Source organism: Shimia litoralis (genome assembly GCF_005518135.1).
GTDB classification, from domain to species: Bacteria; Pseudomonadota; Alphaproteobacteria; order Rhodobacterales; family Rhodobacteraceae; genus Shimia_E; species Shimia_E litoralis.
The window spans coordinates 102,543-126,238 of sequence record NZ_SULI01000009.1; the positions used below are offsets into that span (position 1 = coordinate 102,543).

The following is a 23,696-nucleotide window of genomic DNA, read 5'->3' on the forward strand; positions in this document are numbered from 1 at the left end:
ATGACCTTTGACATGAATGATGTGGCGCCGCAGCAATCCGGCGATCTGATCCCTGACGGCACCTTCGCCAAGGTGACCATGTCCATCCGCAAAGGCGGCGTGGACGGCATGAGTGAGGTCGATCGTGGCCTCCTCAAACCCTCGAACCAGCCCGGAAGCGATGTGCGGATGGTGGATGCGGAGTTCACGGTGGCCGAGGGGCCATTTGCCCGGCGCAAATTCTGGCAGAATTTCACAGTGCAGGGCGGCAAGCTTGACGAGCAGGGCCAGTCTGTTGGCTGGAAAATCTCGAAAAGCCAATTCCGCGCGATGATCGACAGCGCGCTTGGGCTGAACCCGGAAGACATGAGTGACGCTGCCAAGGCGAAACGCGTGCTGCGGGGTCTTGCCGATCTCGATGGCATCACCTTCGTGGCCAAGATCCAGGTCGAGCCAAACCGGAATCCGGCCTACAAGGACGCCAACAAGCTCGACCATGTGATCCTGCCCACCGCGCCAGAATGGCAAAAGCTCATGGCAGGGGAACAGGTCCCGGCGCAGCCCTCGAACCGTCCACGCCCTGCAGCTGCGGCACCAGCATCTGCAGCGCCGGCTTGGGGACAATCGCAGTCTGCCAGCAGTGCGTCGACCCCTGCATGGTCGACCGGGTCATCTCAATCCAGCGGTCAGTCTGCGGCACCTTCTGAAGCAGCCAAACCCGCTGGTGGACCTGCCTGGTTGAACCCGTGAGCCCGGATGACTGGCAGACGCATGTCACCACGGAAGCGGCTTTTGCCATGGGGCGTTGGTTGGAAGCGCGGGGGCGGCTTGACCGCCCCATCGCCAGCCTCACGCGAAAGGATCTCGAATGCATGGCGTCAAACGCGATCAGCCGCTTCATCGTGCTGGCCTCGGAGCGGCGGACACAAGCGCCCGAGCCGGAGGAACGCGCAGCACTCGACCTGCTGCTCATGGGGTGAGCCGGGCAAGTCTAGCTCGCCGCATGCCCTGCGCAATCTGCGGCCGGGAAGCCCGGGGCTTCGGCTTCTGCCACCAACTGCGATGGGACCGCAATCCCCATCACCGATTTTGTTCGATGTCCTGCCTCACAGTGGGCAGCGCCATTGCCCGGAGGAATTTTGGAATGATTGACAAGACCGACATGGAAATCCGCGCAATCCGCGAGGCGCGGCGCGATCTGGCTGAGGCGCTGACGGAGATGGGGCTGATGGAGGCCTTCTTCGACCGCTCGGCCGAGGACATCGATCGGCTGATCGAGGCCTGCGTGGACGGGTTTCAGGGGGCGATGCAGCGCCAGTCTGACGCCGGCCAAATACCGTTTTGAGGATACGACGATGCTCGACCTGAACCACAAATCTGGCTTCGTCTATGGGCGGAGAAGCACTGCCCCTGTGCCACTCGGGGCGAGGATCAATGCCCATATCGATGCCGCCCTTGTAGCCGAACGCGATGCCCAACGTCCCCGCGATTATCTTGGCGCCAGCCGTATCGGTGAACCCTGTGCGCGTCGGCTGGTCTATGAGTTCACCAAGACCCCCGTTGATCCCGGCAAGGAATTCGCGGGGCAGACATTACGCATCTTCGAGGCAGGCCATGTCTTTGAGGATTTGGCCATCCGGTGGCTGCGGGCGGCTGGGTTCGATCTGCGCACAGAAAAGCGCGGTGGTGGTCAATTTGGTTTTGAGACCGCGGGTGGGCGCATCCGTGGCCATGTCGACGGGGTCATCGTTGGCGGCCACAACGTTGAAATTTCCTGGCCGGTGCTTTGGGAGCACAAGGCGCTCAAAGCCTCAAGCTGGAACGACACTGCCCGAAAGGGCGTGCGGGTCTCGAAACCAGTTTATTTCGCGCAGATGCAGATTTACATGGCCTACATGGCGCTTGATGGCGCGCTGTTCACTGCGTTGAACAAGGACACCTGCGAGCTTTACCACGAATATGTGCCGTTTGACGCCGCTGAGGCACAGGCGCTCTCGGATAAGGCTGTCCAGGTTCTGCGCGCGGCCGATGCAGGTGATCTGCTGCCGCGGATCGCATCCCATGCCGATTTCTACCTTTGCCGCTTCTGTCCCTTCAGTGCGCGCTGCTGGTCGGAGGGTCAGCGATGAGCATAACCGTGTCAGAGGCGCAAGCGAAGGCCATTTCCACAATTCGGGACTGGTATCTCAACCGCCGGCATCAGCAGCAGATCCTGCGGGTGTTTGGGTATGCCGGGACCGGAAAAACCACGATCACGAACTTGGCCATGCAGGCACTCGGCCTGGAGCCGATGACCCCGGGCGGTCTTGGCGGCGTGCTCTTCGCCGCCTTCACCGGCAAGGCGGTCCTTGTGATGACGCGCAAGGGCACGCCGGCGCAGACTATTCATAGCCTGATCTATCGCGTGTCCGAGGCAACGCCGGAGGAGATCGAGCGTGTGACCGCGGAACTGGCGGCGCTTGAGCGCGACCTACCGCGCATGGCGCCGGCGGAGCGTGGCTTTGCTCAAGCGCAAATCGCGCAGCTGAAGCTTCGGCTCGACCACATCCATGAGCCGCAATTTGTTCTGAATCCGCAATCGGACCTGCGCGATGCCGATCTCTTGGTGCTCGACGAGGTATCGATGGTCGGCCGACAGATGGCCGAGGACCTACTGGCCTTTGGCAAGCCCATTCTCGTCCTCGGCGATCCCGGGCAGTTGCCACCTGTCGGTGAGGAAAGTTTTTTCACCGATGCTGAGCCGGACGTCATGCTGACGGAAATCCATCGTCAGGCTGCGGATAGCCCGATCCTGCGGCTGGCCACCATGACACGGCGCGGTGAGTCCATCCCATTCGGCGCCTTCGACGAGAATGTCTGGAAGATGTCACAACGCGACGTGATGCCGGGACAGCTGCTCAACGGGGGGCAGGTCATCTGCGGTAAGAACGCGACGCGCCGCCGTCTCAATATGGCCATGAAGCAAGCCGCCGGTTTTGGCACGGACTACCCCACGGGGGCGGGCGAAAAGATCATCTGCCTGCGCAATCGTAACGATCTCGGCCTAATCAATGGGATGTTCCTGACGCTCACCGACGTGCGGGCTCATCCGCACAATCCGCGGGCATTTCGTGCCGAAGTCCAGACCGAGGACGGGCTCGCGATCCCGGGCGAGCAGGAGTTCTGGCGCGGTGAATACGATGACCATGTTCTCTTCGACCCAAACCGTAACCGCCATGAATGGGCAACGCGCCGTGGTCTGATCGAGAGCAGCTGGGGCTACGCGATCACCTGTCACAAGGCCCAAGGATCCTCCTTCGGCACGGTGGTTGTCTTTGACGAAGGCTTCGGTCGCAGCGCCGAGGATTACAACCGCTGGCTCTATACCGCCATCACCCGGGCCGAACATGGCCTGCTGATCTTGTCATGAAAGGAGTGTCTCAAATGCAAAAGCCATCACGCGATCCGCGTTCGCCAGCAGAACAAGAGGCGAGTCTGCAAGCCATCGCCACCCGAACCGGTACCTCTGTCGAAGAATTGTGCCGACTTGAACAGGCCTTGCGAGAGATTCCCATCAATCGCTACCTCGAAGGGTGTTTTGGCGAAAACCACGGAGCGTTTTACGATCCGCGCGAGGACCTCTGGATTGTTCCCAACCACGCGCATGATGGGCCTGGGTTTGCGTTCACCGCAATCCGGAGCGACCGCAGCTGGTTTGCTGGCGTTGTTCCCCCGGGGGCATTCCAATGAGTGCGGTGGTTATCGATCTCAACGATGTGATCCCAAACTATACAGAGGCGCCGCGCTTTGATCTCGACCTGATCGTGCAGCGTTTGCGCGAAACCGCCGAGACCTGGGTGCCGCGTCTGTTTCCGAACGGCAAACGTGTCGGTGATGAATGGCGGCTGGCCAATATCCGAGGCGATGCCCCGCGCAACACAGGCTCCTGTGTCATCGCCCTGCGCGGTCCGCATGCCGGCGACTGGATCGATTTTGACGGGAATGCAGGTGGCGGGCCGATCAGCACGATCGAAGAAGGGACAGGTCTGACTGGGCGTGATCTGATCGTTGAGGCCGCCGATACAGCAGGCGTTTTGCCAGGGGCCCCCTCTCGTCAGGCACCCGTATCCAAACCGGCGCCGAAACGTGATGTTGCACAGGACATTGCCCACATTCTTTCGCGCGCTGTGCCCATCAGGGAAACGCCTGCCGCGCAGTACCTGCAAGGGCGTGGTTTGGCTTTGCCGGCGGACAGCGATCTCCTGTTCCATCCAGATCTGACCCATTGGGAAACCAAGACCGGCTTCGCTGCGTTGCTGGGCCAAGTGCGGGATCGCAGCGGCGAGGTCATCGGTCTCCATCGCACCTACCTCGTTACGGATGGGAACGAGGTGCGCAAAGCCCCGATTGCCAAGCCCAAGATGATGCTGGGCCGAATTGCAGGCGGCGCGGTCAGGTTGGCATCGATCGGTAAAGACGGTCGCCTCGCACTCTGCGAAGGCATCGAAACGGGCCTTGCGGTGATGACGGCCTGCCAAGACCTGCCGGTCTGGGCCACGCTCTCCACCTCAGGGCTTGAACAGGTGGAATTGCCGCCGGCGGCTCAGCGCGTGCTTATCCTCGCCGATCACGATGCATCCGGGGCCGGTCTGCGTGCCGCCGAGGCGAGTGCTCGCCGCCTGCGGGCTCAGGGCCGCGATGTGGCGATCGCGATACCCCCCGAGGAGGGCGAGGACTTCAACGATATGCTATTGCGGGCGGGGGCATCATCCATTGCCCAGTTGATCTCGGCCACTGAACAGGAGGTCGATGCCGACGCAGTACTGCAAATTGGCCAGCACCGGCCGCTGAACTACCAAGGCAGCGGTAATGACATCCCCGTCCTGCGCGCTGATGAGGGTGATCTTGGCCGTGCCGTGGCGCAGGTTTGGAGCGTGGTCATGGCCTCGAACCGAACACCCTGGGTGTTCCGCTTCGCCGGTCAGCCCACCTGGGTGGTGCCCGATGACGAAGGCCGACCCGTCGCCACCATCCTCAATGAAGAGCGTTTGCGGCACATGCTGGCGCGACTGGCCCGGTGGGTGCGCGAAAACGCCAAGGGAGATTTGCTGCCAGCGCCGCCGCCAGTGGCCACGGTCAAATCCGTACTCGCTACGCCTGACCCTGCGCTGCCTGTGCTCACCGGCATCGTCAACACGCCCGTATTCGGGCGGAGCGGTACGCTGATCACGGCGCCTGGCTATCATCCTGATGCGCGGCTGCTCTACGTCCCGGCACCGGGCTTCATTGTGCCAGATATCCCGAAGCGGCCCACCGAGGCGGAGATTGTTGCGGCACGCGAACTGATCTGTGAAGACCTGTTCGGTGACTTCCCCTTCACAGGTGAGGCTGAACGTGCCCATGTCGTGGCACTTCTGTTGCTCGGCTTCCTGCGCGGCATGGTCGACGGGCCCACGCCGCTGCATCTGATTGAAAAACCCACGCCCGGCACCGGGGCCACGCTGATGGTCGATGCCGTGGCCACGATCCTGACCGGCACCGGTGCCAGCGTCATGACCGAGGGCCGTGACGACGAGGAATGGCGCAAGCGCGTGACCGCCAAGCTGCGCCAGATCCCCTCGATCATTCTGATCGACAACCTCCGCGCCAAGCTCGACAGTTCTGCAGTAGCGGCGGCACTCACTGCGCCCTTCTGGGAAGACCGCGTGCTCGGGCAGTCCGAGATGACCCGGCTGCCGATCCGCTGTCTCTGGATCGCCACGGGCAACAACCCCGAGTTCTCAAACGAGATGGCGCGCCGCCTCGTGCGCATCCGGCTCGATGCCAACGTCGAGCGCCCCTGGCAGCGTGAAGGCTTCCGTCATCCAGACCTCATGGTCTGGATCCGAGCCAACCGCGCGCGCATCGTGGCCGCCTGTCTGACGCTTTGCCAAGCCTGGATCGCTGCCGGCAAGCCGCGCGGCAGCAAGACCATCGGCTCCTATGAAAACTGGGCACAGGTCATCGGGGGCGTTTTGGAAACCGCAGGGATCCCGGGTTTCCTAACCAATCTCGAGGACATGATGGCTGCCTCCGACAGCGAGGGTGCCGGCTGGAGCGCCTTCATCGCCGCTTGGTGGGATCGGTTTGGGACGGCATCGGTCGGGGCGGCGGACTTGTTCGATGTCGCGGCATTCTGTGATCCAGCGCCACCGATGAGTGGCGGGACGGAGCGAGCACAAAAAACCGCCTTCGGGATATCGATTTCGAAGATGCGTGATCGGGTGTACCGGTTGGAAACACGCGCGGTTCGCGTGCGCAAAGCTGGTGTGTTGCACAAAACAACACGGTGGCAACTCGAGATGTGTGAGGCTGAAACCGATTTGAATACACCCATTCAACCTGGGGCTGGGGGACCTCTGGCCTCAGGTGGGGACCTCGAAAACAAAGGTCCCCACCACCAACATGCTGAAAATAATGACAAATGGGGACCTTGGGGACCTGGGGGACCTATTTTGGCCCCTTCGCACACGCGCATGCGCGCGCACGCGCACTATAGGGATGACCCGGAAAAAGGTCCCCAAGGTCCCCCAGGTCCCCAAATCAATTTAAAAACAGATGCTTACACATGGGGACCTCGGTGGGGACCTCAAAATGAAAGTCCCCAAAGGTCCCCACGCCCCGATTGGCGGAAGGATCTCGACCCATGAGGCCCCCAGCCTTCCAATTCAATCCGACGACGGCGGCCCGCACCTCCAAGCACATGACCGCCGTCATCTTCCACCCGAGCAGCCCACCAGAAAAGGAGACCACCCATGGCTGACCTGACTCTCTCCAGTGCCGATGTTGGCGCAACCCCGAAAATACCGATGCCGGCCGAGCCAACGCGCACAATCCTTGCCCTCGATCTCGGCACGACAACCGGCTGGGCGATCCGCGGCTTCGATGGCCCCATCACCAGCGGCACTGTCAGCTTCAAGCCTGGCCGCTACGATGGCGGCGGCATGCGCTACCTACGTTTCACGAACTGGCTGACCGAGATCGACCGTCTGTCAGGGCCGATCGAAGCAATCTATTTTGAAGAGGTGCGTCGGCACGCAGGCACCGACGCAGCCCATGTTTTTGGAGGTCTGCTGGCGGTTTTGACCAGCTGGGGCGAATTGCGCGGTGTGCCGTACCAAGGCGTACCAGTTGGCACGATCAAGAAATTTTTGACGGGCCTGGGCAATGCGAACAAGCAGGCCATGATCGATGCCGCCCGCAAGCGCGGCTTCAGTCCCACAGATGACAACGAGGCGGACGCCATTGCCATCTTGCTCTGGGCGATCGAAACGCAGGGAGGGTTGGCCTGATGGGTATGCGCTTCACTCCCAAGGGCTACGGCGGCAATCGCCGTGACCCTGAACAGGTCAAGCGTGAGGGTTGGCACGAACAGCGCATGCTGGCAGTCTCGCTCGACGATCATCGGCTGACTTGGCCCGAACGCGAACTGGTTCGCCAGCTGGGCGAGAAACTCTATGGCAAGCTGCCAGCCGTGAGGGAGGTACGTCATGGCCGATGAATGGACACGGGCAATGGTAGCCGACCGGCTGGACCTCGCGGCAGACGTCATGCGGTCCATGCCGCCGGTCCGCCCACAGGGTTACGTCAGCGCTTGGCCGGAATACGTTTCCACCTTCGCCGATCAAGTCGAGCAAGAGCCAAGGATGAAAAAGCCGCTGCCATCGCCGCGGATGATCACGCAGGCTGATGAGGCGATGCTATGGCTACGGTGGGTCGACAAGGACATCGGTCAGATCCTCTGGGCTCGAGCCAATCGCAAAGCGTGGAAGGGGATCAGTTGGGAACATGGGATCAGCAGGGCCACTGCGAACAGGCGGTATGAATATGGTCTGGCTGTGATTGTTTGGCGATTGCATGGCAAAGCGTTGCCGCGCCAGAGGTCCATGAAATATGTTGTCGATCGGACGGCATGATGATTGGCGTCGTGCTGACCGGGTGCGGTGCCCAATCTACCGGTGTTTGACGACAAAGTTAACTGCATGTATATACGGATGTATTCACCAGGGAGATTGAGATGTTTGAAACCCGTATTCGCAAAGTTGGCAACTCAGCGGTTGTTACGCTGTCCGCTGAAATGCTCGCGGCACTTGATGCGCGGGAAGGGGATACAGTCTATCTGGTACGTGGCGATGATGGCAGTTTGAAAATCACGCCGCAGAATCCCGAATTGGCGGAGGCATTGGCTGCGGCACAGATCGTCATGGATGAAAACCGTGACATGCTGCAGGCGCTTGCGTGAGCACTCCCATTTGGGTGCCGTTGCAGGCTGTGCTCATCATTCATGACAGACAAATTGCTAGGCATGGCGGGGCTGCGGGACTTCGGGATCTGACGTTGCTGGAAGCGGCAATGGAGCGACCTCGCAACAAGTTTGCCTATGGTGAAACGGATCTGGATTGGCTCACTGCTGCCTATGCATTTGGCGTTGCGAAAGCCCATGCTTTTGTCGATGGTAACAAACGCACGGCTTTTGTGACCGCGGCGACGTTTTTACGGCTGAACGGATTTGGTTTGCACCCAGAGGCTTTGGAAGGTGTTTCAGTAATGGAGAACCTGGCTTCAGACACGCTGTCCGAAGAGGAATTTGCCGCTTGGATTGCAAAATTGAAAATACCGATTGGTCGGTAGATTGCCGACTGCCGTGTCAATCCCTTTCGAGCGCCTGAGACATTTTTTGGTGAGACATCAAATGGTGTGACAAACTTCCGATGAGAGCTTACAAAAGCGATAAGATGAGCGTCGTGCGGCTGGGAGAAGCAAGCGGATTTCTTTTGATTTTTCGATGCACTTGGCGATCGGGAAACCAAAAAAAACCGTCTCCGGCCAAAATGGTGAGACACTTAAGTCATTGAAATTAAACGGGTCCTTCCTGCGGCTAACCGTATATGGGGGGGCTTGGCGCGCGGGTTTCCCAGTGACAAATGCAAAAACACCCGTTTCGTTTCGTTTTGAGCGCAGCGTCAAATAAACAAGGGGTTTGCGGGTCTCGCACCCCCACCTGAAACGAAACGGCCCTCAGGGGGCATTTCGTTTTGCCCCGATTTCCAAGGATATGAATATGGATGTTGTTGAACTGCCTCTTGGGCAGATCATTCCCTATGCGCGCAACCCGCGCCGCAACGAGCAGGCCATTGCCACGGTGGCGGCCTCGATCAAAGAGTTCGGCTGGCGACAGCCGATCGTTGTGGATGAGGGCCACGTTGTGCTGGCCGGCCATACGCGCCTGGCGGCAGCGCAGCAGTTGGGTCTGGACACGGCGCCGGTGCATGTGGCCAAGGGGCTGAGCGAGGCGCAGGCACGGGCCTTCCGGATCATGGATAACCGCTCCGGCGAGAATGCCGAGTGGGACGAGGGGCTACTCAATCTCGAACTCGCGGATCTTCTGGAGGCAGAGTTTGATCTTGGCCTGACGGGCTTCAGCGAAGATGAGCTGACTGCGCTGATGTCGAGCCTGGAAGATGACAGTGGCCCGCAGGAGGGCGAAGATGAGATCCCCGAAACACCAGAGGATCCGGTCAGCCGGCCTGGCGATCTGTGGGTGCTCGGCAAGCATCGGCTCCTTTGCGGGGATGCAACGGTGGCCACGGATGTCGAGCGCGTGCTCGATGGCGTGACGCCGCTTTTGATGGTCACAGATCCTCCATACGGTGTGGAGTACGATCCCGGTTGGCGCAACGATACGGGTGCGGCCAAAACCAAGCGCACCGGCAAAGTGCTGAATGACGATCGCGCGGACTGGCGGGAGGCCTGGGCCTTGTTTCCGGGTGATGTGGCCTATGTCTGGCACGGGGCGCTGCATGCCACCACGGTTGCAGAGAGCCTTGAAACCTCCGGCTTCAATATCCGTTCCCAGATTATTTGGGCTAAGGACCGGTTGGTTCTGAGCCGCGGGGATTATCACTGGCAGCACGAACCCTGCCTCTATGCTGTGAAGAAATCCGGCAAGGGTCATTGGGCCGGCGATCGCAAGCAGACGACGCTCTGGCAAATCGCCAACAAGGATCAGGACGCCGACACCGTGCATGGCACGCAAAAGCCGGTGGAATGCATGCGCCGGCCGATCCTGAACAACTCAAGCCCGGGGCAGGCAATCTACGAGCCGTTCATGGGGTCTGGAACCACACTCATTGCAGCCGAGACGACGGGCCGTGTGTGTCATGGGATCGAGCTCAATCCAGCCTATGTCGATGTGGCTGTGAAACGCTGGCAGCAGTTTACGGGTCAAACGGCGACGCTGCAGAGCAGTGGGCAAAGTTTTGATACTCTGAAACCCGACGAAGCCTTGCGGATTAGTGCCGAAACAGAAGTCTGAAACTTCACGACATTGACACTCAGTCGGTTCGTGACGCTTATGGCGTTTTGTTTGTGCGGAAATTTGTGGTGCAAGGTTTGAAAACACTGAAACGTTTAGTTATCGGAAGCGCGATGACATTTCTGCTGGCGCTCGCGATTGCGGTTTTGACGCTCATGCCGATGCCAGCTGGTGGCAGTGGCGTTCCCGGGTCCGATAAATTGCATCATTTTCTGGCTTTTGCCTGTCTGGCCTTTCCGTTGCCACTTCTGCGCCCGCGATGGACGTTCTGGGTCATATTGGCTGTTGTTTTTTACGGTGGCGCGATTGAATTGCTTCAACCTTTCTTCGGTCGGCAGGCTGAATGGGCTGATCTTCTGGCAGATGCGTTGGGCGCTGTTGTCGGAGCGATTGTCGCGCGGCAGTTGGGAATGTTTCTTCGCAGATACCTTCGCGAGAACAAAAAATTGCCAGTACACACTCGTGAAGCTTCGCTGCTACCGTCTTCGATTTCCTAACTGAGCGAGTCAAACGCTGGCAGCAGTTCACGGGTCAAAAAGCTGTGCTTGAAGGTGACGGTCGCAGCTTTGACGAGATCGCTGCGGGTCAGTCTGTGGAGAGCTCTGAGGTATCGGACGCGGTATAAAAGCGAATATCTGCGATGGCGATGTCTGCTTCAAACTCCCGTCCGATGGCGACGAGGCCCACGCGACGCAAGCGGGAGGGTCTGAGCGGTTGGCCCGTTCGGTGGGGTGCAAAGCCAGCAAACGGTAAGAAGACCGTTGTCCATGTGGGCGGTGCGTCAAAGCTCTGGCGGTAGGATTCCCAGGGACGCCTGATATCGGTGGTGCGCAGATGCAGATTGTAGGTTTGATCATTGCCCAGAACATCGAGGCGAATGCCGTCCCAGGCACTGGCGTCAACTACGCTGCCGGCGTCTCCGAGATCGAGGGCGATTTGAAGAAACCCGCCATTGTTCTCGAGGCTGACGCCACCGCGCATGCGGATGGCATCGCGGCCTGCGAGATGTTCACGGGTCATAGTGCCATCGGAGACGCCGCCCATGACGCGGTCGGATACCAGAACCCAGCCATTGCCGATTGAGGCAAAGGGAGCGTCTTGGCGAATGTCGTCAATGATCTCGGACGCGGGGTGGAATGTTGTGCTGTCTTGCATGGGAGCGAAAATAGGTATGTTGAACTCGGGCGCAAGTGCCAAGCCAACAAATCAATCCCGCTGGATGTCCCTTATCGAAGCGATCACCAATGTGGCTGCGGGCTACGGCATTGCCGTCGCGACGCAAGTGCTGATCTTTCCGGCCTTCGGCCTGCATACGACATTGGAGCAGAACCTGAAAATGGGCGTGGTTTTTACAGGGGTGAGCCTTCTGAGATCTTATGTGCTTCGGCGGCTATTTGAAAAGCAATGTCGTCATCGGCAAAAATACGGCGGGCCAACATGACGTTGACCCGCGCCATAATGGAAAATTCTTTTTGAAAAAAGGCCACTCACAGCCTCGTTGGCAGTCTAACGATTTTGCTAATTCGTGTTTAGTCTCATTGTGACATCAGCTTGCATGAGCGTTGCGTTCGGGCAACATGTAAACTCGCCCACGTCCTTCGACCTTCTCGGAGACCAGCTTCAACCCAAGGCGTTTTTTGAGAACTCCGGAAAGGGCCCCACGCACGGTGTGGGTTTGCCACTGTGTTGCCTCGGCGAGCTCCGCCAAACTCGCGCCGCCCTTGCGGCTGAGCAGGTCGATCATGATCTGCTGCTTGGTTTGAGTTCGGTGAACGGGGGATGATGTAGTTTCGCTTTTCTGTGTCATTTGAAACCTTCAGCCTTCGAGGTCGCGACCGTCGCGCCCCTCCTACGTGGCCAAGCCCCGCTGTGGCGCGGGGCCGGTCATCGGGCTGGCACACTCAGATCAAGCCGAGTTCCGTCAGGCAGGCGGCGGCGTCGACAAGCTGCTGGCTGGACACCTCAATGGTGATTGTGACGCTGTCGGCGTAGGTACGGGCGTGAACGCCGCCGTCATCCAAGAGGGCGGTTTCAATGGCGTCGAGCACTGATGTGATGCGGCTGCGGTCAAAATGATCGGGCAGGCGGCGCAGGGCGATGCGAATGCTGGTGGTGTCCATGAGTGTCACTCCGCGTGCTCGCCTTCGCCAAAGGCGCTGTCGGTGAGGCGCTTCAGCAGGCTTGCGTGATGTTCAAGGCTGCCGACATCGCCCCAAGTGATCTCGTCTGGGTGGGTGTTGAAATGCGCGTCGCTCAAGCTTTGCAGGCGGGCGAGCATCTCGTCGATCTCGGCCTTCTTGCCGAGAAATGCGTTGAGGGCAGCCTCGCGGTTACGGCGGGCTTTTTCGGCGCGCAGCTCGTGGCGGGGTGTTGTTTGCGGGTTCAGGCGGGTCATGCTTTTGGCTCCTTGGGTGCGCGCTCTCGCTGCGCTGTTTCCTTGGAACCAGAATCGCTCTGTTGGGGTGTGTAATCCAGTATAATCGCAGCAATAACATGGCTTTAATCGATCAGGCGGAGACGGTTTATGTCCTCATCCACCCAGCCACTCACCGTGATTGCAAAACTCCTGGATCTCTCGGAGCGGCGGGTGCAGCAACTCAGCCGCGAGGGTGTCATTCCGAAAGCCACGCGAGGCCAATATGAGCTGATCGGTTCGGTGCGGGGCTATGTGCGCTATCTGCGCGATCAGGCGGTAAAGGCACAGGCCGGAGCACCCGATTATGCGGTCGAGCGCGCGCGCTTCATTCGGGCGCGGGCGGATTTGGCGGAAATGGAGGCGCAGGAAAAGCGCGGCAGCGTGATTGCGGCCGGCGATGTTGAGGACGCCTGGATTGCAGTTCTGACCCTTTTGAAAACACGGCTCCTGGCGCTGCCGGATCAACTGGCACCTTTGGCTTTTGCTCAACCTAACGTTGGGGACACCCGAAACCTGATCCGTCGGTCCATGCGCGAGGTGCTCGATGATCTCGCGGAGCCGGACATTGACTTTGAAACCAAAGATGAGCCTGCGGGGATCGCCGATCCTGAAGCGGACGGTCGAGACAGCTCTGGCCGCCCTGAGACCACCGCCGGAGATGACGATCAGCGATTGGGCGGATCAGAACCGGCGGCTGAGCTCTGAGGCCAGTGCCGAGCCCGGCCAATGGCGGACATCGCGCGCGGAATATCAGCGCGGGATTATGGATGCGATCACGGACGCGGGCATGGAAACCGTTGTGATCATGTCCAGCAGTCAAATTGGAAAAAGTGAGTCGATTTTGAACATGGTCGGTTACCATATCGACCATGATCCGGCCCCGATTATGGTGGTGATGCCGACGGAGCGGGATGCAGAAACCTGGTCGAAGGACCGCTTCTCGCCGATGGCGCGGGACACAGCCTGTCTGCAGGATAAGATCTCCAATCCCAAATCGCGCGATGGCAATAACAAGATCCTGCATAAGCGGTTTGCGGGCGGGCACCTGACCATCGTGGGGGCTAATGCGCCCTCTGGGCTGGCAAGCCGGCCGATCCGGCTGTTGCTGTGCGATGAGGTGGATCGCTATCCGTTCAGCGCGGGCGCCGAGGGGGATCCGGTTAATCTCGCCAGAAAACGCACAGTGACCTTCTGGAACCGCAAGATCGTGCTGGTCTCAACGCCGACGAACAAAGGCGCAAGCCGCATTGAGGCGGCCTTTGAGGAAAGCGATCAGCGGCGGTTCTGGGTGCCGTGCCCGGAGTGCGGCACTGAACAGATCCTAACCTGGGGACAGGTCAAATGGGAGAAGGGTGAAACTGGCGCCCACCGCCCGGATACCGCGCGCTATCACTGCGCCCATTGCGATGCGCCGTGGAAGGATGAGACCCGATGGGGCGCGATTGCCAAAGGACACTGGAAGGCTGAGGCGCCGTTTAACGGCACAGCGGGGTTCCATCTCAATGAGATTTATTCTCCCTGGGTCAGGCTTGAGGCCATGGCCAAGGCGTTCCTGTCGGCACATGCGGGCGGTGATGACACGATGAAGACCTTCGTCAACACCTCTCTTGGCGAAACCTGGATGGAAAGCGGCGAGGCGCCGGACTGGCAGCGGCTTTATGATCGCCGAGAACATTGGCCATCGCGCGCGCTTCCAGATGGCGCGCTGTTTTTGACCGCCGGTGCGGATGTGCAGAAGGACCGCATTGAGGTGGATGTCTGGGCCTGGGGTCGCGGGCTGGAAAGCTGGCTTGTGGATCACATTGTGATTGAGGGCGGCCCCGGGGATCCGGCGTGCTGGCAGGCGCTCACTGATTTGCTTTCGCGCACCTGGGAACATGGACGTGGCGGAGCATTGCCGCTGATGAAGCTGGCCATTGATACCGGATATGAAACCTCCGCCGTCTATGCCTGGGCGCGCCAGGTGGGCTTTGGGCAGGTTGTGCCTGTCAAAGGTGTGGAAGGGTTCAATCGGGCCAGTCCTGTGAGTGGGCCTACTTTTGTGGATGCCACAATTGGCGGAAAGCGATTGCGCCGCGGCGCTCGGCTTTGGACGGTGGCCACGGCGACCTTTAAATCAGAAACCTACCGGTTTTTGCGCCTTGAGCGCCCCACTGAGGAAGAACGTGCGGCAGGCGCCGTGCCGCCACCGGGCAGCCTGCATTTGCCGGAGTGGGTCGAGGATGAATGGCTCAAACAGTTGGTGGGTGAGCAATTGGTGAGCACGCGCACCAAACGCGGCTTTTCCAAGCTGGAATGGCAAAAGCTCAGGGAGCGCAATGAGGCGCTCGATTGTCGGGTCTATGCGCGCGCGGCGGCCTGGATTGCGGGGGCGGATCGCTGGTCTGAGAAAGAGTGGCACGTGCTGGAAGAAGATTTGCAGCGTGGCCCGGGCCTAGCTGCGCCGCCGACGCAGCACGCGAGCGCGCCTTCCCATGCAGAGGGACGATCCCAAAATGGCTGGATCGCGCGGCGGCGGGGATCCTGGCTTTGAAGTAAGGGGGCGGGATGTCCTGGAGCGAAGAAGAATTGTCGGCCCTGCGGCGGGCTTATGCCAGTGGCACCAGCCGTGTGAGCTATGATGGCAAGTCGATCCAATATGGCTCTGCTGCGGATCTTCTGGCGCGGATCCGGCTGATCGAGGCCGATATCGCTGCACAGAACGGCCGGCCCAAGCCACGTCGCAGCTTTGCGAGTTTTTCCAAAGGATGAGTTCCATGCATTGGCTGGACAGGACCATTGCGACCCTTGCGCCGGGCGCGGGGCTGCGACGCGCGCGACAACGTCAGGCCCTGGATGTGCTGGCGCGTGCCTATGAGGGCGCCAAACAGGGGCGGCGGACCGAGGGCTGGATCGCGGCAGGATCGGGTGCCAATGCCGAGATTGCGCCAGCGCTCTCTCGCTTGCGTGACAGGTCCCGCGATCTGGTGCGCAACAACCCTTACGCTGCCAAGGCAGTTGAGGCGCTTGTGAGCAATATGATTGGTACAGGTCTGATGCCCCGGGCGCGCTGCGCGGATCCAGAAATTGCGCGTCAGGCAGATCAGCTGTGGTTGGCCTTCTCTGCGCGCAGTGATGCGGACGGGTTGACCGATTTTGCCGGTCTGCAGGCGCTTTGCGTGCGCAGTCTGGTGGAAAGCGGCGAGGTTCTGGTGCGCCTGCGGGACCGTCGGCTAAGCGATGGTCTGCAGGTGCCGCTACAATTGCAGGTGATTGAGGCCGATCATCTTGATGGCGCACAGAATGGTCCTCAGAGAGGAGAGTTGCCCGGAGGTGCCCATCTCGCGCAAGGGGTCGAGTTTGGCCCTTTGGGTCAGCGCAAGGCCTATTGGCTTTTTCCGCGCCATCCCGGGGAAGCGGGAGGGGCGATGCGCTCGGTGCGGGTTGAGGCGCGCAATGTGCTGCACGTCTTTGAGCGCCTGCGCCCGGGTCAGGTGCGGGGCGTGCCGTGGTTTGCGCCTGTCATCGTCAAGCTGCGTGATCTCGATGAGTATGACGAGGCGGAACTGGTGCGCAAGAAAATCGAGGCCTGTTTTGCGGCCTTTGTGACGGGCGCTGAAGACGAGCAGACGCTGGGGCGCGCACATGTGCAGGCAAATGGCCAGCGCGTGGAAGGGTTTGAGCCGGGCATGATTGAATATCTCGAGCCCGGGCAGGATGTGACCTTTGCCAGCCCAAGTGCTGCGGGTGGCTATAGCGAATATATGCGCATGCAGCTTCATGCCATCGCCGCAGGGGTTGGACTGACCTATGAATTGCTGACCGGCGATCTGAGCCAGGTGAATTATTCCTCGATCCGCGCCGGGTTGATTGAATTCCGCCGGCGCATGGAGGCGCTGCAATGGCAGCTCTTGGTGCCGGGGCTTTGTCAGCCGGTTTGGGAGCGCTTTGTGCTGGCCGCGCAAGCTGCGGGGAAACTGCCTCCTGATGTGGAGATCGGGGTGGAATGGACCGCGCCGCGGTTTGAGGCGGTCGATCCCTTAAAGGACATACAGGCGGATGTATTGGCAGTGCGGGCCGGGGTGATGACCTTGAAGGAGGCCATTGCGCGCCAGGGCTATGAGCCTTCAGCGGTTCTGGCCGAGTTTGCCCAGACCAATGCCGAGATTGATGGCTTGGGGCTGATTTTTGACAGCGATCCCCGACGCTCCACCAAGACAGGTCAGGATCGCGGGGCAATGCCCGCACCTGCTGCCAATTCCAATGAAACAGATCGCTCCCAAAAGGACGGGGGTGAGAAGGACGAGGAAGATGATGACGAAACCAATTGAGAGGCCGCGCGAGGGAGAGACGGACACGCGTGATCTCGGTTTGCAGATGCGCAGTGATGTGCGTTTTGTGCCCGAAAGCATTGATGAGGCGACCCGCTCGGTTGAGTTGGTTTGGTCCGCAGGGGCCACAGTGCGCCGGCGGGATGGTTGGACGGGCAAGCCTTATGATGAGGTGTTGTCGCTGGATCCTGGCCATGTGGATCTTGCGCGTCTGAATGGCGGGGCGCCGCTGTTGAATGCCCATGGCGCTTTTGATCTTGGCGATGTGATTGGTGTTGTGGAGCGGGCTTGGATTGAAGCTGGCGGGATTGAAACCGGCGGAGAGGGCCCTGTGGGACGCGCGCGCGTGCGCTTTTCCGAGCGTGCAGATGTGGCGCCGATCTGGGCGGATGTGCAGGCCGGCATTATCCGCAATGTCTCAGTGGGCTACAGCGTGCGCGCATTTGAAATCAGTGAAGAAGAGGGCAGGGTGCCCCTTTGGCGCGCCGTGGATTGGCAGCCCATGGAATTGTCGGCGGTGCCTGTGGGGGCCGATGCCGGCGCGGGGTTCCGCAGCCCTTCGGGGGATATGCCACCCTGCCAGTTGAGGCGCTTTGCAAAAGCGCAGCCACCTATTCCCAAAAACGAGGACCAGAGTATGGATAAAGCAGACACGCGGCCGCCTGAGGCGGATGCAGACATGGAGGGCGCGCGCGACCACGGCGCGGCAGGCGGGCAAGCCCCGTCTGAGACCAATGCAACCGGTGAAGGCACGGGGGTGCGCCAGCGGGCAGCCCTGTCGCAAGAGGCAGGGCCTTTGCCGGCCGAAAATCAGAGCGGGGCGCCTGAACCGGCGCAGCGGAATGCTGTGGCTGCGGCGTCGCCAACACCTGGTGCGCCCTCTGAGGGCACCACCAATACTGCCGAGACGCGCAACGTCGAGATGCGCCAGATTGCTGACGAGGCGATGCGCGGGGAGCGCGCGCGGATCGCGGGCATTCAGGATGTGGCAAAAAAGCTGGGAGTGGCAGGCACGGTGGCCGAAGACCTCGTTGCAAGTGGCACACCATTGGAAGAGGCGCGTGTGGCGCTTATTGATGCAGCGGCTGACAGAGATGCGCGGGTTGAGACGCGCTCACATCTGCGCATGGGTGGTCAGGACGCGGTGGAAACACGCCGTGCCGCGGTGGAAGAAGCGCTGCTGCATCGCCATGATCCCGGGCGGTTTGCGCTTGGTGAGGCGGCAAGGGACTGGCGCGGTCTCTCGCTCATTGAAGTTGCACGCGCGTTTTTGGAGGCCGAAGGCGTGCGGGTGCGCGGGCTCAGCCGCGATGAGATTGCCACGCGGGCCTTGCATAGCACGTCCGACTTTCCCCAAATCCTCTCCAATGTCACTAACAAGACCCTGCGGGCGGCCTATGATGTGGCGCCCCGGACCTTTGCGCCCATTGCCCGGCGCACGTCGGTGGCGGATTTTAAAAACGTCCACCGCTTGCAGCTTGGCGAAGCGCCCCAGTTGGAGAAGGTCAGTGAAAGCGGTGAGTATAAACGCGGCACCATCGGCGAGGCGCAAGAAACATACCGCATCGAGACCTTCGGCAAGGTCATTGGCATTACGCGCCAGGTTTTGATCAATGATGATCTTGATGCCTTCACCCGCGTGCCCGCACTCTTTGGCACGGCGGCTGCAACGCTGGAAAGCGATGTGGTTTGGGATGTGATTGTTGCCAATGCCGCCATGGCCGATGGCAAGGGGCTCTTTCATGCGGGGCACAACAACCTTGCGGGCACAGGGGCCGCACTTGATGTGGCCGGGCTTGCCAAGGCCCGCACCGCCATGAGCCATCAAAAAGGCATTGATGGCAAAACCACGCTGAATATCCGGCCGTCATTCCTGGTCGTGCCGACATCGCTGGAGCTTAATGCCGAGCAATTGCTGGCTCAAACCATTGTGCCCACAAAGTCTGGTGATGTGGTGCCGTCCTCGATGCGCGCGCTGACGGTGGTGTCCGAACCGCGGCTTGATCCGGCCTCGGGGGCAGTGCCTTGGTATCTCTTTGCCAATCCCGCGGCGATCGACACGATTGAGTATGCCTATCTTGAGGGTCAGGAGGGTGTCGCCATGGAAACCCGCATGGGCTTTGATGTTGACGGCATTGAAATCCGTGCCCGGCTTGATTTTGGCGCCAAGGCGATTGATTGGCGCGGCATGTTCAAAAATCCCGGCGTGGCGCTGAGCTAAGGCGCGCGCGCCAAAACCCCCACCAGCGTGTCTGTGAGAAGGCGGCGTTCCTGAAGAGGGCGCCGCATTTTTTGCGGGCGGGCATGAATTTTCCAAATACTGCGAGGAACTTGCATGAAAAACTTCCATCAACCGGGTGGCACGCTCACCCTGAGTGCCCCTTATGACGTCACAAGCGGTGGCGGGCTCAAACTGGGCGCGATTGTTGGCGTCGCCACATCTGATGCGCTCAGTGGCGAGCCTGTCGAGGTTATCCTGGAGGGCGTGTTTGAATTGGTTAAGGCACCAAGCCAGGCCTGGACGGTGGGCGCGAAAGTCTATTGGGACGACACCAACAAGCAGGCCACAACAGCGGCGACATCCAATACGCTGATGGGCGTGGCGGTGCAGGCTGTCCCTGGTGGGGCAGGGGATCTCTTGGGGCTGGTGCGCCTCAACGGAAGCTTTTGATGCCGGCATCTGAGACTGTGTTTGGGACGGCACTCAAATCGCTTTTTGCCGATCCCAATCTCTCCGTGGAAATCTGGCATCGTGATATGAACGGATTTTTTACCAGAGCACGTGGCATCCTGCGCCAGCCCGATGAGATCACCGAGTTTGGCGCGGCGCGTTTGCTTTCGGACACCACCCGCATCGATATCCGCGTGGCAGATATTGCCAACCCCCGACCCGATGAGCAGATCCTGATTGGCGAGGAGATGTTTTTGATTCAGGGGGAACCTGTTCGGGATCGGGAGCGGTTTATATGGACTGTGGACTTGAGGCCGGCTTAGCCGTTTACTCTGCTTGATAAGCATACGGCAATTTACAGGTTGGGATTTTGAAGCATCAATGGAGTAATTTGAGCCACCTTCAGATTGGTCAATACTGCGAGTATTACACCAAAATGCAGCTCGTCCTGTTGGGGTTCGATGTGTATTCGGCTGAGGTCGATGACAGGGGCATCGATCTGGTGGTTCGCAAAGAACCGGGTTGGTACTGGGATATCCAGGTAAAGTCCGTAAGAAACCTCAACTATGTGTTTATGCGCAAAGCTGTGTTTCGGCTGCGGCCAAATCTGGTTTTAGCACTGAACCTTTTGAGGGACGGTGAAGCACCAGACCAGTTTCTAATTCCGGCCTCGTGTTGGTTGAAGCCGGATGATTTGTTTGTTGATCGCGACTACACGGACAAAGCAAGTTCTCCGGAGTACGGCCTTCGCTTAACGGAACAACGTCTTGATCGTCTGCAGCCATATACTTTCGAAGGGTCAGCGGAGAAGATCTTCTCGGAGGATCCCAGCCGAGTTTGATGTTGGTATTCTAAATTCATGAAGATCAAACTCGACATCACGCCGAACATTGTTGCGGCGATGGCGGCGGAAGTATCGGCCGGTGAAAAGGCGGTCACCTCTGCCATGCGCGACGCGGGCAGCAAGCTCAAGAGCGACTGGCGGGGACAAATTACAGGTGCCGGACTGGGACGACGGTTGTCGAACTCCATCCGCAGCCAAACATATCCCAAGACCGGCGCGAGCTTGAATGCTGCGTCGCTTGTCTGGTCCAAGGCACCCGAGATTATCGGGGCCCACAACACAGGGCCACTGATCCGATCAAAGGCCGGGTTCTACCTCGCGATCCCGTTGCCGGCAGCGGGCAAAGGCACGCGTGGAAAAGCCCTCAGTCCGGGAGACTGGGAGAAACGACGTGGGATGCGGTTGCGTTTTGTCTATCGTCGCCGGGGTCCGAGCCTCTTGGTGGCAGATGGGCGGTTGAACAATCGCGGTCTGGGGGTTGTGTCGCGCTCCAAGACCGGTCGCGGACGGGCGACGGTGCCGATCTTTCTCTTGGTGCCGCAGGTCAAACTGCCCAAGCGGTTGGATTTGGACCGCGATGCGGAGAAGGTTCAGGCGAAGGTGCCGGGGATGATTGTGGGGAAATGGGTGGAGGACAAAACCGGATGACACTCCGTGAGACCATCCTCTCCGCGCTGCATGCGCGGCTCTCGGCACTGTCCGCCACCGCCCTGCGCGGCGAGGTGCTCCCCGAACGCGTGCCGGCAGATGGCCTCTTAATCCTGCGCGACGGCGATCCCGGAGAGCCCGAGGTGACGCTTTCGCCACTGGCCTACCACTACCAACACCGCGCTGAGATCGAGGCGGTTGTACAGGGCGCCAATCGGGACGGGGCCTTCGATGCGCTCTGCGCCAGTGTGGGGGAGGCCATTGCCATTGACCGTACGCTTGGTGGTCTGTGTGACTGGATTGAAGCGGACGCCCCGCAGCCGGTTGATCTACCGGTTGAGGGTGCCGCAAGTTACAAGGCCGGCGTGATTTTGCTGACGCTGATTTACACGACATCAGACCCTCTGGCGTGAGTAATCAGGGTTCGATAAGGATGCGCGCTGTGAGGGAGGAGTGAAGCGTCGGACCTCGTGTGAGGGGTCACTGATGGTCTGGCGCTTCAGCCAAATCAAACCCCGTCGCAAAAAGCATCGAAGCACTGACTGATTGTAAGGGAGTGAGAGGTTTGCCAGTGCTTCGATGCAGAAAGCTACTCAGGGGAAGAGGACGCTATTTCAGGGGTAACAATAAACTCATTAAACTTTCGTAGCTCTACGATGCCATTGATCCCTATATTTTTCAATATGTTTGCGCCACCAATGCAGGTATGTGTTGTTTGAGGATTAGGCGTGCGGCGAGAGTATTCGTAAAACGTCACGGCGTTCAGCGGCTTACAAAGCTGCCAAAGCATTCGCCCTAGCCTGTTTGTGTCCGTGGCGCCCCAGACTTCCAATTGCCTTGGACCGCAGCGCCGCTTGCGACACTCAGGCGATCATAATTAATGTCTGCGGCCACGGTCGCGGCGGGGTTGATGGTGACGTTTTGAGCGTGAACCGTGCCCGTAAGCTGCCCTTTGATCTCGACATGCGCTGCCTGCACGCCGCCATTCAGTTGACCTGTTTGCGTCACAACCAACGTATCTGCGGTGACATTGCCGTTAATAACGCCGCCAAATTCGACGATGCCCCGGCTTTCAAGATCACCTTCGATCACCAGGTCTTCGCTGATCCTGGACCGCTTGCGCGGGTCTGACGGATCTTTTGATGCCTTTGAAGTCATGTGCTCACATTCATGTTGTGTGATCTGACAAGGCGTGAGGGGCGCTGTCGGGTCAAGCAAATTCAAAGCCTAAAATTCCGGGAGAGACTTATATGTCACGAGCCCAAGGGGCGCGGGCGCAGATGGCGCTTGCGTTTGAGACCACCTATGGCACGCCCCCTGCGGGCGGGTTTACAAAGATGCCCTTTGCCAGCACCTCGCTTGGCGCAGAGCAACCACTGCAAGAGTCCGAGCTTTTGGGTTATGGCCGCGATCCGCTGGCGCCGGTCAAGGACGCGGTGACCGCCGATGGCGATGTCGTCGTGCCCATGGATGCAGAGGCGCTCGGGTTTTGGCTCAAGGCCGGTTTTGGCGATCCGGTGACCACGGGCATAGAAGCGCCTTACACGCACGCGTTTCAATCCGGCGCCTGGACCTTGCCCAGCATGTCGATCGAGACGGCCATGCCGGAGATCCCGCGCTACGCGATGTATTCGGGCGTAATGCTCGATCAGCTGAACTGGCAAATGCAGCGCTCGGGGCTTTTGACCGCCACGGCGCAGCTTGTGGCGCAGGGTGAGGCGGTGGCCGCCGCAAGTGTCGCCGGCACACCGGCGCCTCTGACGCTCAAGCGGTTTGGGCATTTCAACGGGGCGGTGATGCGCGATGGCGCGCCCTTGGGCAATGTCGTCTCGGCCAGTATTTCTTATGCCAATAATCTCGATCGCATTGAGACCATCCGCTCGGACGGGCGCATTGATGGGGCAGATCCCACGGTGGCGGCCCTCACTGGTTCTATTGAGGTCCGTTTTGCAGATCAGACACTGGTGACGCAGGCTATCAATGGCGAGGCCTGCGAGTTGGAGTTCGCCTACACATTGCCCTCCGGCGAGAGCTTGCGCCTAACTGCACATGCCGTCTATCTGCCGCGCCCACGGATCGAGATCTCCGGGCCACAGGGCATTCAAGCCAGTTTTGACTGGCAGGCTGCACAAGACAGCAGTCTAGGGCGCATGTGCACCACCACCCTTATCAATGACATGGAGAGCTATTGATGCTCACGCTTGATCTGATCAATGAGCCCCGCTGGCATGAGCTTGTTCCCGGTGTTCGCCTGCAGCTGCGCCCGCTGACCACAGCGCTGATGGTGGCCACACGCAGTGATCCGGAATTGGAGACAGTGCTCGAAGACGCCTCCGACGAAGAACGCGCTCTGGTCTTTGCCAAGGCCCTGGCGCGGCGGGCCGTGCTTGCCTGGGAGGGGGTAGGCGATGCGGATGGCACTCCCGTCGATCCAAGCCCCGAGGCCATTGATGCGCTTTTGGACATCTGGCCTCTCTTTGAGGCCTTCCAGCTGA

Annotated in this window: 32 protein-coding genes; 27 read left to right on the top strand and 5 right to left on the bottom strand. The window is 60.0% G+C overall.

Features of this window, described 5'->3' with window-relative positions:
• The 14 genes from FAP39_RS09700 (at position 1) to FAP39_RS09765 (ending at position 10,809) form a co-directional block, all read left to right on the top strand.
• Positions 1–729 (top strand): hypothetical protein, encoded by a 729-nt coding sequence (locus FAP39_RS09700; protein WP_138016192.1) that lies wholly within the window; start codon positions 1–3, stop codon positions 727–729.
• Complete coding sequence (locus FAP39_RS09705; RefSeq protein ID WP_138016193.1) at positions 726–959, top strand: hypothetical protein; 234 nt, start codon at positions 726–728, stop codon at positions 957–959. Before FAP39_RS09700 ends, FAP39_RS09705 begins: the two co-directional genes overlap by 4 nt.
• A gap of 164 nt (positions 960–1,123) precedes the next feature.
• Positions 1,124–1,324 carry a DUF6511 domain-containing protein gene (locus FAP39_RS09710; protein ID WP_246059051.1) on the top strand — a complete coding sequence of 67 codons (201 nt, stop codon included), beginning with the start codon at positions 1,124–1,126 and terminating at the stop codon, positions 1,322–1,324.
• 10 nt (positions 1,325–1,334) lie between these two features.
• Positions 1,335–2,108, top strand: a complete 774-nt coding sequence (locus tag FAP39_RS09715; protein WP_138016195.1) for a PD-(D/E)XK nuclease family protein — start codon at positions 1,335–1,337, stop codon at positions 2,106–2,108.
• Positions 2,105–3,388 (top strand): ATP-dependent DNA helicase, encoded by a 1,284-nt coding sequence (locus FAP39_RS09720; RefSeq protein WP_138016196.1) that lies wholly within the window; start codon positions 2,105–2,107, stop codon positions 3,386–3,388. The genes FAP39_RS09715 and FAP39_RS09720 overlap by 4 nt, the downstream gene beginning before the upstream one ends.
• Positions 3,389–3,402: 14 nt before the next feature.
• On the top strand, positions 3,403–3,708 hold the full coding sequence (locus FAP39_RS09725; protein ID WP_138016197.1) for a hypothetical protein: 306 nt from the start codon (positions 3,403–3,405) through the stop codon (positions 3,706–3,708).
• Positions 3,705–6,647, top strand: a complete 2,943-nt coding sequence (locus tag FAP39_RS09730; RefSeq protein WP_138016198.1) for a DUF7146 domain-containing protein — start codon at positions 3,705–3,707, stop codon at positions 6,645–6,647. Before FAP39_RS09725 ends, FAP39_RS09730 begins: the two co-directional genes overlap by 4 nt.
• 105 nt (positions 6,648–6,752) lie before the next feature.
• A complete protein-coding gene (locus FAP39_RS09735) occupies positions 6,753–7,289 on the top strand; it encodes a crossover junction endodeoxyribonuclease RuvC (RefSeq protein ID WP_212743416.1) in 537 nt (178 codons plus the stop codon).
• On the top strand, positions 7,289–7,498 hold the full coding sequence (locus FAP39_RS09740) for a hypothetical protein (RefSeq protein ID WP_425471418.1): 210 nt from the start codon (positions 7,289–7,291) through the stop codon (positions 7,496–7,498). The genes FAP39_RS09735 and FAP39_RS09740 overlap by 1 nt, the downstream gene beginning before the upstream one ends.
• Positions 7,488–7,913: a DUF6362 family protein gene (locus FAP39_RS09745; RefSeq protein ID WP_246059052.1), complete on the top strand. Its 426-nt coding sequence runs from the start codon at positions 7,488–7,490 to the stop codon at positions 7,911–7,913. The genes FAP39_RS09740 and FAP39_RS09745 overlap by 11 nt, the downstream gene beginning before the upstream one ends.
• A 101-nt stretch (positions 7,914–8,014) precedes the next feature.
• A complete protein-coding gene (locus FAP39_RS09750; protein ID WP_138016199.1) occupies positions 8,015–8,239 on the top strand; it encodes an AbrB/MazE/SpoVT family DNA-binding domain-containing protein in 225 nt (74 codons plus the stop codon).
• Positions 8,236–8,628: a type II toxin-antitoxin system death-on-curing family toxin gene (locus FAP39_RS09755; protein WP_138016200.1), complete on the top strand. Its 393-nt coding sequence runs from the start codon at positions 8,236–8,238 to the stop codon at positions 8,626–8,628. The genes FAP39_RS09750 and FAP39_RS09755 overlap by 4 nt, the downstream gene beginning before the upstream one ends.
• 430 nt (positions 8,629–9,058) lie before the next feature.
• Positions 9,059–10,312, top strand: a complete 1,254-nt coding sequence (locus FAP39_RS09760) for a DNA modification methylase (RefSeq protein ID WP_138016201.1) — start codon at positions 9,059–9,061, stop codon at positions 10,310–10,312.
• A 113-nt stretch (positions 10,313–10,425) separates the two neighbouring features.
• Positions 10,426–10,809 (top strand): VanZ family protein, encoded by a 384-nt coding sequence (locus FAP39_RS09765; RefSeq protein ID WP_246059053.1) that lies wholly within the window; start codon positions 10,426–10,428, stop codon positions 10,807–10,809.
• A gap of 88 nt (positions 10,810–10,897) precedes the next feature.
• On the opposite strand, the gene FAP39_RS09770 is transcribed toward FAP39_RS09765, so the two are convergent.
• Entirely contained in the window at positions 10,898–11,467 is a 570-nt protein-coding gene (locus FAP39_RS09770) for a CIA30 family protein (RefSeq protein WP_138016202.1), read from the bottom strand.
• A gap of 16 nt (positions 11,468–11,483) precedes the next feature.
• Between FAP39_RS09770 and FAP39_RS09775 the strand changes: the two genes are divergently transcribed.
• Positions 11,484–11,753 (top strand): DUF7220 family protein, encoded by a 270-nt coding sequence (locus tag FAP39_RS09775; protein WP_342777183.1) that lies wholly within the window; start codon positions 11,484–11,486, stop codon positions 11,751–11,753.
• A 105-nt stretch (positions 11,754–11,858) separates the two neighbouring features.
• Here the strand turns inward: FAP39_RS09775 and FAP39_RS09780 are convergent, their stop codons facing one another.
• The 3 genes from FAP39_RS09780 to FAP39_RS09790 all read right to left on the bottom strand — a co-directional run bounded on the left by FAP39_RS09780 (position 11,859) and on the right by FAP39_RS09790 (position 12,707).
• Positions 11,859–12,119, bottom strand: coding sequence for a DUF3489 domain-containing protein (locus tag FAP39_RS09780; protein ID WP_138016203.1), 261 nt, complete (start codon positions 12,117–12,119; stop codon positions 11,859–11,861).
• 94 nt (positions 12,120–12,213) lie between these two features.
• Positions 12,214–12,432 carry a hypothetical protein gene (locus FAP39_RS09785; protein WP_138016204.1) on the bottom strand — a complete coding sequence of 73 codons (219 nt, stop codon included), beginning with the start codon at positions 12,430–12,432 and terminating at the stop codon, positions 12,214–12,216.
• A gap of 5 nt (positions 12,433–12,437) precedes the next feature.
• Positions 12,438–12,707, bottom strand: a complete 270-nt coding sequence (locus FAP39_RS09790) for a hypothetical protein (RefSeq protein WP_138016205.1) — start codon at positions 12,705–12,707, stop codon at positions 12,438–12,440.
• A 129-nt stretch (positions 12,708–12,836) separates the two neighbouring features.
• Here FAP39_RS09790 and FAP39_RS09795 point away from each other — a divergent pair, with 129 nt between their 5' ends.
• From FAP39_RS09795 to FAP39_RS09840, 10 genes are all read left to right on the top strand, one after another.
• The gene (locus FAP39_RS09795; protein ID WP_138016206.1) at positions 12,837–13,433 is read left to right on the top strand and encodes a terminase small subunit, Nu1; all 597 of its coding nucleotides are present in this window, start codon (positions 12,837–12,839) and stop codon (positions 13,431–13,433) included.
• Positions 13,387–15,261, top strand: coding sequence for a phage terminase large subunit family protein (locus FAP39_RS09800; protein WP_138016207.1), 1,875 nt, complete (start codon positions 13,387–13,389; stop codon positions 15,259–15,261). The genes FAP39_RS09795 and FAP39_RS09800 overlap by 47 nt, the downstream gene beginning before the upstream one ends.
• 14 nt (positions 15,262–15,275) lie before the next feature.
• Complete coding sequence (locus FAP39_RS09805; protein ID WP_138016208.1) at positions 15,276–15,479, top strand: phage head-tail joining protein; 204 nt, start codon at positions 15,276–15,278, stop codon at positions 15,477–15,479.
• A 5-nt stretch (positions 15,480–15,484) separates the two neighbouring features.
• The gene (locus FAP39_RS09810) at positions 15,485–17,038 is read left to right on the top strand and encodes a phage portal protein (RefSeq protein WP_246059055.1); all 1,554 of its coding nucleotides are present in this window, start codon (positions 15,485–15,487) and stop codon (positions 17,036–17,038) included.
• Complete coding sequence (locus FAP39_RS09815; RefSeq protein WP_246059057.1) at positions 17,019–19,259, top strand: prohead protease/major capsid protein fusion protein; 2,241 nt, start codon at positions 17,019–17,021, stop codon at positions 19,257–19,259. The genes FAP39_RS09810 and FAP39_RS09815 overlap by 20 nt, the downstream gene beginning before the upstream one ends.
• Before the next feature lie 114 nt (positions 19,260–19,373).
• Complete coding sequence (locus FAP39_RS09820) at positions 19,374–19,709, top strand: DUF2190 family protein (RefSeq protein ID WP_138016210.1); 336 nt, start codon at positions 19,374–19,376, stop codon at positions 19,707–19,709.
• Entirely contained in the window at positions 19,709–20,032 is a 324-nt protein-coding gene (locus FAP39_RS09825) for a head-tail joining protein (protein ID WP_138016211.1), read from the top strand. Before FAP39_RS09820 ends, FAP39_RS09825 begins: the two co-directional genes overlap by 1 nt.
• 68 nt (positions 20,033–20,100) lie before the next feature.
• Positions 20,101–20,550 carry a hypothetical protein gene (locus tag FAP39_RS09830; protein ID WP_212743417.1) on the top strand — a complete coding sequence of 150 codons (450 nt, stop codon included), beginning with the start codon at positions 20,101–20,103 and terminating at the stop codon, positions 20,548–20,550.
• Positions 20,551–20,568: 18 nt separating this feature from the next.
• On the top strand, positions 20,569–21,201 hold the full coding sequence (locus tag FAP39_RS09835; protein WP_138016213.1) for a DUF6441 family protein: 633 nt from the start codon (positions 20,569–20,571) through the stop codon (positions 21,199–21,201).
• Positions 21,198–21,614: an acyl-CoA transferase gene (locus FAP39_RS09840; protein WP_138016214.1), complete on the top strand. Its 417-nt coding sequence runs from the start codon at positions 21,198–21,200 to the stop codon at positions 21,612–21,614. The genes FAP39_RS09835 and FAP39_RS09840 overlap by 4 nt, the downstream gene beginning before the upstream one ends.
• 382 nt (positions 21,615–21,996) lie before the next feature.
• Here FAP39_RS09840 and FAP39_RS09845 read toward each other — a convergent pair whose 3' ends face one another.
• A complete protein-coding gene (locus tag FAP39_RS09845) occupies positions 21,997–22,359 on the bottom strand; it encodes a bactofilin family protein (RefSeq protein WP_138016215.1) in 363 nt (120 codons plus the stop codon).
• Positions 22,360–22,451: 92 nt separating this feature from the next.
• Between FAP39_RS09845 and FAP39_RS09850 the strand changes: the two genes are divergently transcribed.
• Together FAP39_RS09850 and FAP39_RS09855 are read left to right on the top strand one after the other, a co-directional pair.
• Entirely contained in the window at positions 22,452–23,393 is a 942-nt protein-coding gene (locus tag FAP39_RS09850; RefSeq protein ID WP_138016216.1) for a phage tail tube protein, read from the top strand.
• The coding region (locus tag FAP39_RS09855) for a hypothetical protein (RefSeq protein WP_138016217.1) at positions 23,393–23,696 on the top strand (304 nt) is incomplete at its 3' end. The genes FAP39_RS09850 and FAP39_RS09855, both read left to right, overlap by 1 nt.